Source organism: Corynebacterium sp. ED61, from assembly GCF_015233855.1.
Classification (GTDB): domain Bacteria; phylum Actinomycetota; class Actinomycetes; order Mycobacteriales; family Mycobacteriaceae; genus Corynebacterium; species Corynebacterium dentalis.
Genome location: NZ_JADGIT010000003.1, coordinates 71219 through 85103 on the forward strand (window position 1 = coordinate 71219; position 13885 = coordinate 85103).

Consider the following 13885-nt stretch of genomic DNA (forward strand, 5'->3'; position numbering starts at 1 on the left):
GGTGCTTTCCCCGCTCCATCGCAGCGCTTGTATTCACGACGCAGCCTCAACTCTTTCCACCTTGTTGGCACCCGGCATCGGAGTTGCGGCCACGTGCACGAGCCACGGCTCACGGTGAACGTAGATGGCGCGGCCAGGCTGGCGTCGAAACAATTTCTGACCTGCAATGGAGCCATCCTCTCGAGGCGCGCTCAACAGTAACCACGCTGTTTGATCACGCATCGACTGCATCAACGGCTGGTAACTAGCGCGAGCAAAAGCACCGGACTTCCGCCCTAAAATCACGTGCAAGCCGATATCCGCGGCATATGGCAAAAGGGGAATCAGACAGTCCAATCCAGGGTCAGCATCCGCATCATCGACCACCACAAACACTTCCGGCCCGTGCCACCAAGTACGCCGTGCTAGTTGCTCCGGAGTCACATCCGCCTGTGGGATCCGCTCCCGCAGAACGTGAACCCATTCCTGAAGCTGGTTTCGGAAGTCCTCTGGGACGGCGTAGCCATCGTGGCCCAACAAACCTCGCCGTGCGTCGGTGATTAGGATCTTTTTCTCGACGCCAACCTGGCCATTCAGCCCATCAATCACCGCACGCAGAGCAGTAGTCACACCAGCGCCGGACTGTCCCACAGCCACGAAGTGTGGAAAGGCTCCGTGGTCCCACACCACAGAGTCCAGTCGCGGACCACCCATGGCGAACGCGTGGGTATCGATATCCTCTCGATTCAGCTCATCCGGAAGGATGCGCATGGTCAGGTTTGGCTCACTGCGTTGGGCAGAGACCATTCGCCCATGCTCGATGTCCTGGACTGTTACCTCTGCGACCTGAATGTGTTTGCCATGGTGGGAGACTGCTCGGCCTGCCACGTCAGGCAGACTACGCTGTGCGTCACGAAAGTGAGCGTCCAATGCGGTCATCTTGAATTCGACGATGCCGGTCAACATATCCCGCAGCGCAGGGCGGAAGTTCCATCGCAGAGCCGTGACCACCAGGTGAAGTCCGTGTTCTAGACCGGTGGTGGCGAAGCGGATCACACGCTGATCCTCCTCGCCTAGTTGATCCACGCCATCGATCACGAGCAGCCGAGGACCTTCCATGAGCTCCACTTCATCCAGCAAGCGAGTGAGCTGGTCGGCGCCTGCAACGGCGGATACCTGTGGCAAGCGGGTGAGGTCCCGTAGCGAACCGCCGGGATCGAAAATGTAGATCGGTACTCCTGGACTCGAGAGCACTGTGCCCAGCACTAGGGCGCGCAAGAAGCTCGTCTTGCCAGTCCGCGGTTGCCCTACCACCGCCCAGTGGCGCCGTGACATGTCCACCGCATAGGGAATCTGCTGGCCTTCAAACGGAAGATCTTCCAAAGCGACAAACGCCTGCATAGGTGAGCCTTCAGCGATGACATCCCACGCACGCAGCCGATTCGGCAAGGGTGGGAGCCAAACTTGGTTGTGCGTCGGTGCAGCAAGCCTGTCGATCACTAAATCCAAGGTGGTGCTGGTGGATTCCACTTCCGTTCCGAGACGACGAACCAGGCGCTGATCCCGGGGCAATTCCGGGCCGGATACATAGGCGGATTGGAAACGGGTGGCGTCATGCGCATACAAAATGGCCGCACCGGGCGTGGCAGGAAGTTCAAACGCGGCGGGTGACCCAATGAGGGCGCGAGATTCCGCAGCAGAAAACGTCCGTAGCGCTATGCGATAGGAAAGATGGGATTCCAAGCCGCGCAGCCGCCCCTCTTCCAGCCGCTGGCTGGCCAACAGGAGATGCATACCCAGACTGCGCCCGAGGCGTCCGATCGCCGCAAACACCTCGGCAAACTCCGGGCGTGCGTGCAGAAGTTCCGAAAACTCATCTACCACGATAAACAGTGAGGGCATCTGCCCGGGGAACTGTGCGTTGAACTCACGTGCGGTGGTCAGATTGGCTGCTCGCAGCCGTTCTTGGCGCCGGTGCATTTCGCCCAGCAGTGAGTCCTGCATGCGATCGACCAGCCCAGCCTCGTCTGCAAGGTTGGTGATCACGGCGCTGGTGTGTGGGAGCCGTTCCATGCCCAGAAAGGACGCGCCGCCCTTGAAATCCACCAGGATGAAATTGAGATTGAGGTGCGAATGGTTGTAAGCGAAGCTAATGACAATGCTCTTAAGGAGCTCTGATTTTCCGGAGCCCGTCGCGCCCACACACAAGCCATGCGGACCAATGCCGCCCAGCGCAGATTCCTTGATGTCCAGATACACCGGCGCGCCGGAATAGCCGATGGGCGCACGCAGATCTCCACCAGGCAATTCCAACAAGCTCGAAGATCCAGTCACGCGGGACCGCGACCGGCATATCTGCGCCAGTTCCACGTCAGATAGTTGATCCGCCACACCGAACGGAGCCCACCCGTCCATCGTCCACGCCGCCATAACGCATCCCGCTGCTTCCTCTTCCACATGCAGAAGCAGCCCTTGACCTTTGGCAGTCTCCACCCATTCCGGCGAGGGATCCACCACAACAGCGCCGGATGTCACCGGATGTGCACCAGTACAAAAGCGCACCTTGTGCGGCCCGTCGTGCGGCAGCCACTCGTCATATGGGCCCTCGATGCTCAATGCATCCACGTCTTGAACCGCGACTTGGGCCTGCATAGCGTAAGCCAACCGTTGCGCACCAGGGCCAGTCAGCACCACGCAGTGAAAGCTGGAGAGGTCCACCGCGACAGGCGCTTCAATGGTGGCGTTTGCCAAGGCGAGGTCACGCAGGCTCATCGCGCATACCGGCTCTAAGTCCTCCGGAGGTGCAGAAATGGGGATCTCCAGTGGATCTTCCGGAGTTTGCACCGCGGTTCCCAGCCGCACCACCCCCGGCGCGGAAGATACCTGCGTATCCGTCACTAGGTGCGTCCACAGCGCGTGCGGGTTGGGATGGGATTCGGCCATCTTTTCCAGTTGCTCCGCCCGCGAGCGGCGCACCGAATCTTTGAGCGCGTCTAGGTGACGATGAAACGCACGCCGCATCTCATCCACATTCGTGCCCGGGGAAAACATCATGGCCATCGAGCCCAGCATCATCAGCGGAAAGATGAACGTCATCGGGGAACGCCCCGCCCCGGATAGCACCATTGCGCCGATCATCCCCGCGACAGCCACCAGCATGATCACGGGCATCAGCATCTTGACGAATGGCTGCTTATCTTTGGGCAGCGTTGGTGGTGCTTGCGATTGCATGAATTGGTTCCTCCCCCATTGTTCCCCCGTGATGTTTCTTCACGACGCAACCCATCCCCATGAGCCGCATAAGTGTCTTTAGTCTGCCACGGCTGTGCTCTCTCGGCGAGTCCAGCGCGTGTCTGGCACTCATACTAAAGTGTGGCAAGACACCGTGGGGGTGGCAGAGACAATTCTCGTATGGGGGGACCATGCTTGCAGTAAGTATTTCCGTGCCAAGAGCGGAATCGACCATCAATGCGGCGGTGGCGGATCACGTGCCTGTTGCGGAGTTAATTCCGCACTTGGTGCAGCAGGAAGCCGAGCTCAAGCCGGGCGAGCACTGGGTACTTTCTCGAAGCATCAGCGCAATCCGACCGGAGCATTCTCTAAGCGAGGCCGGGGTACGCCCCGGAGAGCTGCTAACTCTGGATATCGCCATGGTTCCGCAACCAGAGGCAGAGGCAGTTGATCAACTCACGGGAAAGATTGGGAGTAATCACGCTGCGTGGTTCGCAGCATGCATCGCAGCACTATTCAGCCTGCAATCTGCGCCACTGTTTCATCCGCTGGCTCATCATGGACGGCATCAACTAGGCCTGGCCGCTGGCGCCTCTGCAATGGACTACCAAGCGTTGCTCTTGCTCGCCGTCACGGGCATCGCGGCACTGTGTGCTGCTGCCGGTTCACTGTTCGATCGGCGCTACACCTACATCGCTGCTCTTCTCGGGTTTGGACTTGGCCTGCACATCAATGTCTTGTGCGCTTGTGTGTGCGCAGCCCTGATGGTCTGGCGTCCGGGCCCAGCACGCGTATTCACGCTGGTAGTCACAGTCTTTGCGGCCATCAATTTCTTCCCCGGCCTCACCCTTGTCTTGGCACTGCTCACCCTAACTTTTTCCGGACAGATAGCCATCGGAATCGCGCAGATCAAGTTGCCGAGAGTACCTGCCACTGGCCTCTTCCAGGAACCTGTCCACGCTTCCAGTGGCAACGTGATCACCATTCATTCCACGGTGGTTATCGCTCTATGCTCGGTGATTTCCGCCAGTATCTACCAACTCATCCCGTGGGGGTCGCGTCCTAGTGTGTGGATCATCGCGCTGGCCGTATGCACGGCAACGATTGGTTTGAGTTCGCGCGGCGCCCGCCCGGTTCACGCCACCGCGGTGGTTGTCTTGTCCGCTGTCATTTTGGTGTGGCTCGCTCTCCATGTCTCTTTTGGAGCCCTGGTATTCGCGCTCCTCGTGCTGCCGGCCATCCACGTCCGCTCACCCCTGGCTGGGCGGATCATTGATGGGCTGGAAAGCCTCAGTTTCGCCTGCGCCATACCTCTTGCTCTGCACAGCACGGGGATCTTTGAGCTCATTCGAGGGATCGGCTGATGACCTCTCCACTGAATTGCGCCGTTCCGATGTATGGCCCCAGCATTCCGGTTGATATCCAGACAGTAGATAGCGGGATTGCCACGGGACGAGGTGTGCAAACAACGGTGATCGATACCGGCGCTGCCACTCCCGGAACTACCGGCGACAGGAGCTCGTGCATTCTCCACGGAACCGCTGTGGCCAGCGTGATTAAGCAAGTGGCTCCCGGCGCGTCCATACACTCCCTGCGTCATTCTCCCGTGGAAGATCGAGCTGAAGGCACCGTGGAGGATCTGGTGCAGGCAATCTATACAGCCGAGGAGTTGCACGCGAAAATCGTCAATATTTCGATGGTCGCCTGCGAGGACGTTGCCTCCCTCCGCGATGCCATTCGCGCAGTTCAAGGAAGTGGCACCCTCGTTGTCGCCTCGATTGGTAATCGAGGTCAGTGCGACGAAGCAGTGCCGACGTTTCCGGCCAGCTACACGGGAGTCCTCGCCGTAGGGGCAGTTGATAGCAGAGATTCTTCCAACAAGGAAAGCTCTTTGGATTTAGGCAGGACCGCCGCCGAGTACAACGCAAGCGGTAGCCACGCGGACTTGTTCGCACCGGGCGGTCCTGTCAGCGCGGTCCTCGAAACCGAGTCTGGTCCGAGGACCGTGGTCGGTGGTCCGGACCCATTTTTCGGAACGTCGTTTGCCGCCCCTGTGGTCACAGGAACTGCGGCGTTGGTGTGGGAGATCGCTCCTTTTCTCGACGCCACCGCGGTCTCCGATATTCTCACCTCCACCGCCATTGCCGGTGGATCACCCTTGCGTGGGAGCTCCGCCCTACAAGTGGTTAATCCGCAGGCTGCGGTTGAGAAGGCTTGGGAGATTCGCGACGTACGCGATGGCCGTACTCCCGAGGTCAACGCACACGGCTTATCCGCTGAACCGTGGCTGCCCGAGACAACTTCAGTGACCAGCCCGCTGCTCACTGAACCTCCGGTGGACTATCGCGTGCCCATCGCACTATCTGCTGTGGTTTCGTTGGTGTTGATAGTGGTGCTGATCGCCCGAGCGTTGTCCTCGGAAAGCAGACCACCGTCAGGGAGCGCGGAGACCACCCGCCACGGCGCGTGAGTGGGATCAGTAAAACCAAGCGAAGTCAGATCCTCCTGGGATCCCACGCTGAAGCGGGTTCCGTCGTCGCTGATCAGCAGGATTCCGCGTTCTGTGGCAACGGGCATCGTTCCTCGCGGCGCCACATACCGTGGCCCCTCGTAAGGTGCTTGATCAACCGCGCGAACCAGGCCCAGCTCATTAAGACTGTCTTGTTCAATTGCTCCTGCCGATTTCTCGTTACCCGTACTATCTTCCAATTCAGCAGGAGTTCCCAACCCGTTTTGACCTGCGCAGAGCATCTCCGGCGCAGACCACTGCACATCTTCTTTCGGCAGGCCTTGCAGTACTCCAGCACTGGGTTGATCGACTGCATCCGCCACGTTCACGGGTATCGGAGGAACGGTACTCAAGGCTTCTGCCAGCGCTCGTTGCGGTCCTGTGAGCTCAGCGACTCCACCGCGCGTGGCCATGAACGCGCGATCGTCTGCCAGCAGCACACGCCCCGCCACGTCAAACGGGGCAGGCAAACCCGAAGGTCCATGGGGTAAGACCACATCCGGTTTCCGCTCCAACTGACCTACTAATTGGTCACTTGCAGGAACTCCGGTGACACCTAAGGCACGCGGGGCTCGGGCGTCGATAAGAAAACGATCCTTGCCCACCACCAGCCAGGTTCCACTGGGTGCTTGCAACAGCGCGTGCTCGTGCCACGTCACGTTCGTAGAGGCCAGCACCACTCCGGGTTCACACAGCAACAGCTCGCGCGAAGGTGCCTGCTCCAAGCCTGGCACCACCGGTATGCCCACCGGATCTGCCTGCGGAAACTTGGCCAGCTGCTCCGCAGTGCTCTGCTGGAATTGCACCGGTTCCCGCAGGATCAGCCGGGCGCTGGCCACGTTGGTGACGGGATGGAAAGCATCGTCGAGGCGCACAAAGAGGGTTCCGGATTCGTCGGAGACTAACGCGGCGTCGTCGATATTCGGCTGCGGGCGCAACAGCCCCATCATCACTGCTGCACCAGCCAACAGGAGGCTGATCAGCACGCCCACCATCACGGCGCGTCGTTGAGACCGCAGTGGATCGTGTGCCATGCGCGGATCCCCAATGACCAGCGCCAACTCCAATCGACGTAACAGAAAACTGTATCCCGAAACCTGAATTCCCGTAGTACGCATGGCTGCGCACTCCCCTTCCCCCGAAGTTCTGTTCACCTAGCTCATTGATCATCGCAGGAATGCGCTGCGCCCGCACGGCAGACCGTGGGCTCGCAGGTTAAGGTGTGACCAGAGATTGATGGCAAACGGTGGTTTGCACGATGCGGGGGAAAAGTTGATGGGGATCATGTTGGCGCTGTTGTGTGTGCTGTTGTTCGTTGGCTGTGGGGTGGGAGCCTGGTGGCTGCGGGAACGCGCCAAGGTCGAGGGCATTACTCCGTTGACCTGGTTTGATGTGGCTGCGGCGCCGTCTCATTTCTTTTCGCCCCCAGGTCCAATCGCGTTTTCACCGGAGCTGCTTCTTGATTCCTTGGGTGCCCAGGGCGAACGGCGCCGTGTGCACGTATCTGAACGGCCCATTCCGGGGTTGTTGGGAACGGAGCTACTGAGCACGGTCGGTGTGCCCACGGAGTTGGCCGGGTCCATGCGCATCGCGGCTGCCGCGTGCGGGGTTCTGGTCGCGCCGAGTTCGGTAGCAGGTGGGCGTGGTTCAGGTCTTGTAGTTCCGACGTCAGACTTCGCCGTGACCGGGCCGAGTCCTTGGCTACTGGGGATGGATATTTCCGGCGAATCCGTGAGCGTACAGGCTGTGCCCGGTTCCACCATTCTGGTGCTAGGAAACGCGGCTGCGCTGCCACAACATCACTGGTTTCGCCTCGTCGATGTGGATTCTGAGGACACCGTGGCCGATGCATGGGAAGCGGCGTGGGATCCAGGAGTATGCCGAGTGGTGAAAGTCCTGGGGATTTCAGATGCGGCCGATCCACAGCTGGAAGGGATCTACTACGACATTGTGGTTTCCGTGCAGGTGATCAACGGGGATGTCGTGGGAGAAGTGGTGCACCAGAACACCGGATACCGGCAGACTTTCTGGCCGCTATTCACCGGGATCAAGCAGGTGCCGGTGCCTATTCGCAGGAGGCTCTAGTCCTGCGTGCGCACCGCGCGCGTGGCCATTGCACGCTCGGCTAGGTCTGCGTCCGCCGGGTAGTCCACCTGCACTAAGTTCAGCCCATTGGCGGGTGCCACGGGCACAGCGGAGCTGCGCTCGGTTTCCTCCAGCAGGTCTGCGGTGAAACTCTGTGCACGGCGCCCCTCGCCCACCGTCAGGCAGGCTCCCACCAACGAGCGGACCATGGACCAGCAGAAGGCATCGGCCACCACGTGTGCCTCGTAGGTCTCCGGCTCGGACGCGGTGGACACGTCTCGCCACTCAAACTTTTGCAGCTCGCGAATGGTGGTCGCGCCTTCGCGGGCCTTGCAGTAGGCGGCGAAATTGTTCAGGCCCAGCAGTGCATCGGCCGCCGACTGTACTTTGTCCTGCTCCACCGATTTGCGCCACACCGCGGTGTCACGGGAGCGAACCGGGCGGGGACCCGCGTCAGAGGTGGTCACGCGATAAACGTAGTGGCGCCTAAGGGCAGAAAACCGCGCGTCGAAACCCTCCGGCGCAGACGTAGCAGCCGAGAGGCGAATGTCCCGCGGGAGCATGCGGGACAAGCGCCGCACCAGGTCCTCGGGGCGGTTCAAAGACCGCTGCTCGAAGGCCTCCGCGGGGATGTCCGCATGCGCAACCTGCCCGTCCGCGTGCACTCCCGCATCGGTGCGGCCAGCCACCACCAGCGTGATGGGGTGGCGGGTGACAAGGGAAAGCTTGTCCTCCAAGACCCCTTGCACGGTGCGCAGGTCTCCCTTCTGGGAGGCCCAACCGTGGAAATCGGTGCCGTCGTAGGAGATATCCAAGCGCACGCGGACGTGCTCAGAATTGGCAGGTGCTGCGGTCACTTCGTGCTGGTTCATCGATCCAAACGGGCAAAGCGGTCAAACACGGCAGCACCGATCACCAGCGCACGCTCATCCATGGCGAACGCGGGGTGGTGCAGGTCCGTCTCCGGGCTCTCGCCGTCCCACACGCCCAGGCGCAGGTAGACGCCCGGAATCTCCTCGGTATACCAGCCAAAGTCCTCGCCGCCGGAGGACTGCACGGCCTCTCCCACGCCCTGCTCCCCCAGCACGTCGGTCACAGCACGTCCAGCGATCTCCGCGCAGGCATCGTCGTTGACCACGGGAGGCACGCCCTGCACGTAGTTCACATCCACTTCCACGCCATAGGGTTCAGCGATCGCACGGATGGCAGGCGGTATCACTTCAGGGAGCTCAGCCCACGTATCGCGGCTCGCGGAGCGTACCGTACCGGCCAGCGTGCCTATAGCAGGGATCACGTTCGGCGCGCCCGCACCAGCCATGATGGAACCCCAGGTCAGCACCGTTCCGGAGCGCGGATCGATACGACGATCCACCACCTGCGCCACACCCGTGGCCACCGTAGACAGGGCGTAGACGATATCCCCCGTCTCGTGCGGGCGGGCGGTATGCCCACCGCTGGCCTGCAGCGTGACCTCTAGCTTGGCGTTCGAAGACGTAATCGCACCAGCGTGCACGCCCACATCGCCCACCACGCGGTGCGGATCGCAGTGCAGGGCTACGATGCGATCCACTCCCTTGACCGCCCCTTCCTTTACACAGTCCACCGCACCGCCGGGCATGGTCTCCTCGGCGGGCTGGAAGATCAGACGCACGGGGCGTGGTGGAGGGGTCTTTGCCAGCAAGGTGGCCGCACCCAAAAGCATGGCGGCGTGGGCGTCGTGACCACAAGAGTGACACACTCCCTCGTTGGTCGAGGAGAAATCGTAGCCCGTCGTCTCCTCCATCGGCAGCGCGTCGATATCTGCTCGCAGCGCCACCACATCCGTCTCACTCGAGCCGTCCGCCGCCGGGATATCGCAGGTCAAACCGCTCCCAAATTCGAAGCGACGCACCTCAAAACCCAGTTTGTTCAACTCCGATTCAATGTAATCGGTGGTCTGAAACTCCTTGTAGCTGAGCTCGGGGTTGCGGTGAATGTGCCGACGCCAACCAGTCAAACTTTCTACTAATTGCTCATCGACACCCGCATATCCCTTCGCTGCGCTCCATGCGTCGGCCGGAGTTGTTCCAATGGGATTGTTTTTGTTGGCACTAGGTGCGTTATTCATGAAAAATCCTTTCGCAGAATTTCAGTATCCGCTGTGCCATCTCAGCGCGGTTGGGAAGGCGTTCAAAGTTATGGCCTTCATCGTCGAAAAGCAGTAGCTCGGTATGCACACCGTGGGCCGTCAACACACCCATGGCCTGATATGCCTCAGACACAGGCACGTTGGCATCACGCTGACCGTGAATGAAAAGCACTGGAACGTCTACCTTGGACAGCTGGCGCAGTGGGGATGCCTGCTGCAGTAGTTGCTGGTCAAGATTCTGATCGCCGTACTTCGGCTGACCAGCAGCTGCAATCCACGGATCTGTATCGCGGTAGAACGTCTCCAGATCAGACATGCCACAGGCGGCGATGCCGCCAGCCCAGCGTCCCGCGTGCCTGGTCAGGGAAGCATGCACCAGGTAGCCGCCGTAGGAGCGTCCCATGATGACAGCCTTGCCCTCTTCAGTCAGACCAGCAGAGATCAAGTAGTCCAGGGTGTCCTCGGCGTCGTCGATCGCGGCAAAGCGACCATAACGGTCGTCTGCTTGGGAGAACCAGCGCCCACGTCCTGCCGAACCACGCACGTTGGGCTGGAAAACCGAATATCCGGACGAGGCCAACTTCCGCAACACATTGTTGTAATCCGGACGAGACTGCCCCTCGGGACCGCCGTGGAAATACACCACCATGGGCGCAGGCTCAGTGGGCTCTTGCCCCACGGCCCGATACAACCAGCCTGATAGTCGCAGACCATCCCGCGTTTCGTAATTGTGTAGCTCCGGGATGATCTCCGCCTCGTCCCACACAGACAGCACTGCACGGCCACGCTGGTCCTGCGGCTGTTCAGAAAGTAGCTCAGGCGGAGCCTCACTCACCACATCTCCCACCGCCGCAGCAGTGACCTGGAACTCGTCGCCCACCCAGCTTTGGCGCGCCACGTCATAAACCACCACGCTGGGCGGAAACTCAGGACCAGAAACAGTTACTGCCAGCAACTTTCCATCCGCCGTCAACGAAGGGGACGTCGCGATCAGGGAAGGCAACTCCGGTATCGCTATGACCTCAGCGTTGCCATTAGCAAGGTCCACGATTTCCAGATCGCACCAACCTTCGTCGTTCCACAGCACTACAGCAGTAGAACCGTCCGCAGAGATTGTGAACTCCTCTACCTCGGCATCGTCACGCTCCAACAACACGTCCTTGTTGTAGCCGTGCGTGCTTGGCGTGACCTTGAGCAGGCGGAAACGTTCAGCGGAATGATCACTACGCACGATGTAACAATGACCGCCGTCTTCGGTGGGCAACACGAAGCCCTGATCTGTGGTGGACCCCTTGTCCACGGGCAACAGGGGCATCCATTCGCCCTCCGGACTCACTGCAAGCAACTCACGGTTGGTGCGAGACCCCACTCGGAACAAGGAGTACTGGTCACGAGAATGGATCAACGCACCGCCCGTGCGCCGATCCACCAACTTGGACTCACCGGTAACAGGGTTGAACAGGCGGCCTTCCACCGTTCCATCCCGGTCATAGGCACTCACGGCCACGTATTCGTCTTCCCAGCTGACCAACTCCACGGTGGCGTATGCGGCCAAGTCCACCATGTAGGCATTTGGATCCTCCGGGTTAGTGGTCACAAACCAGATCTGCTCATGGTCACCACCATCGGGCGCTACTTCGCAGGCCAACCACTCACCATTCGGGGAGTACAACACCCTGCGCACGGCGCCCTCAATCGGGAGCACAACCTCGCGCTCTTGGCCAGAAACGGGATCACCCTTGGCGTCGAGAGGAATCTGGATGGCTAGCGGGTAACGTTCCTGCTCCACCACCACGCACGCCAACAAACGACCATCTGGGGACAAAGCTGGAGCCTTGACGTAGCGGTCGACGGACCACAAGCAGTTCGGCTGATCACCACCACCCGCAGAAGTTTCTCCATGCACGGGCACTTCGTCGCTGACTACATCCTGATAATTCACAGCTCTAAATCCTAATTGCTGTGCAGGTGATCCTCGAAAGGGGCGGGAGGCAAAGCGCCTGAATTGACGGAACGTACGGTCCTGCTTGGCATCCTCGGGTTGCCTATCCCCGTGCACTTCGGGATGTTCGTATGATTCCGAATTTGTCACTACTGCATCACCACAGGCCCTTCTTCGTCTTCATCCACTAATGCACCTGCCGAAGGAATGTTCTCTCCCCATTCCACCGGATTCTGCAAGATCCACGTATCTTTGCCTCCGCCACCGCGAGAAGTGTTAACGATCAACGACCCCGCCGCAGCCGTCCGAGTTAACCCGGCAGGCACCGTGTGCGCAGTGAGCCTATGGGCGTTCACTGGCTGATCGGAGGCTTCCTGCTCACTTTGCGCAGGTCGCACATGAACGAACGCACGCAAATCCACGTGGCGGGGATGAATAACCTTATTACCTGTGGTGTCCTCACCATAAGTGGGCAACGTAGACAGACGAACCACGTCCTGAGCAATATAGCCTTCTGGGTTGTCCTTCAGTTCTTCAGCGCGCTGCGCCAGCACCTCGTCCGAACACTCTGGACCAATTGTGATGCCGTTTCCACCGTATCCATCCACTGGCTTGACTACCACTTCACCAAGTCGACTAAGCACCGCGTCAACTTCACCCGGCTTGTGACATAGGCACGTAGGAACCTGATCCAATAGCGGCTCTTCATCGAGGTAAAAGCGAATCATCTGCGGAACATAGGCATAGATGGCCTTGTCATCACCCACGCCATTGCCAAAGGCATTTGCAAAAAGCACCCGGTGACCGTTGAGGGCCTGCTCTAGGCCTGGGCCAAGCTTTTCTCCATTGAAACCTGTGGCTTCAAACAGCTGCTCCTTGGTGATGCGGATATAGACCACATCCAGGGGCCGCTCCTGCCCCTCGGCATCTCTGTAGTGCAGGTAACCATCGATCACGGCCAACTGGTCCGGCGTACACACCGGGGCACCGATCATCTCCGCGATACGTTGATGTTCAAACCACGCTGAATCAGTGTCACCAATGGACACGACTGCCAGCTGTGGATCCTGCGGGTTCTTCGCATTCTGCGGCACGGAGGCGCGCATTGTCTCCCTGATCATGGGGAACGCCTCTTCCGGGTCGTGCATGTCGTAGCCCTCCATGACCTCTCCAAAGAGCTCGCGGGAGATCTTTCGCATGGAGTGGGAAAATGTGATTCCCGACGGCACGCGCAGGTTATCCTCCAGCACGTACCAACGTCCTTCGTCCGTGCATACCAAGTCCATGCCACACACTTGTGCGCGGACGGAACCCGTGGGCTGCAGAAAGCCTGAGTCCTCGTACCCGGGTGCGCGCTGCAGGTCGAACTCGTCCACGACGCCAGCTTCAACGATCTTCTTCGGTCCGTACACATCGTCCAAAAAGGCATTGAGCGCCCGTGCGCGCTGCTCCAGACCTTCGGATAGGAACGTCCACGTCTCCGCGTTGATGATGCGAGGAATGAAGTCCATCGGGAACACCTGCGGCTCGTTCTCACCCGTGACGCGGAAGGTGATGCCTTCTTCGCGCTCCAAGTCTTCTGCGCGTGCGTTGCGCTCGTCTAGCTCCTGCAACCCGATTTCGGCGAACTTTTCCATGGCGAACGCGTAACGAGGGCGCGGGGTGCCGTCGGCAAAAAGGGCCTCATCCCACAACTTGGCCGCGGGGGAATTCGGGTCATACGCGGAGAACAGCTGCGCGTCCTCCGAAGGGGTGGCATCCGCATCGGGATCGTATGTGGGTAGGGTCTCGTCGGAGAACTCCATGGTCACCAACGGGCTGGGAGCATCGTTGGACTGCTCCCGAGGGGTTCCATCCGAGGTATTGGTGTCATCTTTTGCAGGGCACATAACCTTCAAGGCTAGCGACTTGTTCCTGCACCGACTTTGAAAACTGGCATTGTCCGTGCAAATTCGACCTACAAAACGAAACAAGCGGGGCACAACCTCGAAAGGTCATGCCCCGCTTGTGT

The 13885-nt window shown here is 60.0% G+C and carries 8 protein-coding genes and 1 pseudogene; 3 read left to right on the forward strand and 6 right to left on the reverse strand.

Annotation, left to right across the window (positions count from 1 at the left end; translation table 11 throughout):
• Positions 1-33: 33 nt before the first annotated feature.
• On the reverse strand, positions 34-3210 hold the full coding sequence (locus tag IM764_RS04070; RefSeq protein WP_194187021.1) for an FtsK/SpoIIIE domain-containing protein: 3177 nt from the start codon (positions 3208-3210) through the stop codon (positions 34-36).
• 191 nt (positions 3211-3401) lie between these two features.
• Between IM764_RS04070 and IM764_RS04075 the strand changes: the two genes are divergently transcribed.
• Both IM764_RS04075 and IM764_RS10335 read left to right on the forward strand, forming a co-directional pair.
• On the forward strand, positions 3402-4574 hold the full coding sequence (locus IM764_RS04075) for an EsaB/YukD family protein (protein ID WP_194187022.1): 1173 nt from the start codon (positions 3402-3404) through the stop codon (positions 4572-4574).
• 29 nt (positions 4575-4603) lie between these two features.
• Positions 4604-5338, forward strand: a pseudogene (locus tag IM764_RS10335) (S8 family serine peptidase); the annotation flags it as partial.
• Positions 5339-5550: 212 nt separating this feature from the next.
• Here the strand turns inward: IM764_RS10335 and eccB are convergent.
• Entirely contained in the window at positions 5551-6837 is a 1287-nt protein-coding gene (gene eccB, locus IM764_RS04080) for a type VII secretion protein EccB (protein WP_194187023.1), read from the reverse strand.
• Between the two features lie 118 nt (positions 6838-6955).
• On the opposite strand from eccB, the gene IM764_RS04085 reads away from it, so the two are divergent.
• Positions 6956-7804, forward strand: coding sequence for a hypothetical protein (locus IM764_RS04085; RefSeq protein WP_194187024.1), 849 nt, complete (start codon positions 6956-6958; stop codon positions 7802-7804).
• Here IM764_RS04085 and truA read toward each other — a convergent pair.
• From truA to IM764_RS04105, 4 genes are all read right to left on the reverse strand, one after another.
• On the reverse strand, positions 7801-8676 hold the full coding sequence (gene truA, locus IM764_RS04090; RefSeq protein ID WP_194187025.1) for a tRNA pseudouridine(38-40) synthase TruA: 876 nt from the start codon (positions 8674-8676) through the stop codon (positions 7801-7803). The genes IM764_RS04085 and truA overlap by 4 nt on opposite strands.
• Positions 8673-9911, reverse strand: a complete 1239-nt coding sequence (locus tag IM764_RS04095) for an amidohydrolase (RefSeq protein WP_194187026.1) — start codon at positions 9909-9911, stop codon at positions 8673-8675. The genes truA and IM764_RS04095 overlap by 4 nt, the downstream gene beginning before the upstream one ends.
• Positions 9904-11874, reverse strand: coding sequence for a prolyl oligopeptidase family serine peptidase (locus IM764_RS04100; RefSeq protein ID WP_194187027.1), 1971 nt, complete (start codon positions 11872-11874; stop codon positions 9904-9906). Before IM764_RS04100 ends, IM764_RS04095 begins: the two co-directional genes overlap by 8 nt.
• 149 nt (positions 11875-12023) lie before the next feature.
• Positions 12024-13763, reverse strand: a complete 1740-nt coding sequence (locus IM764_RS04105; RefSeq protein ID WP_194187028.1) for a circularly permuted type 2 ATP-grasp protein — start codon at positions 13761-13763, stop codon at positions 12024-12026.
• Positions 13764-13885: the final 122 nt, after the last annotated feature.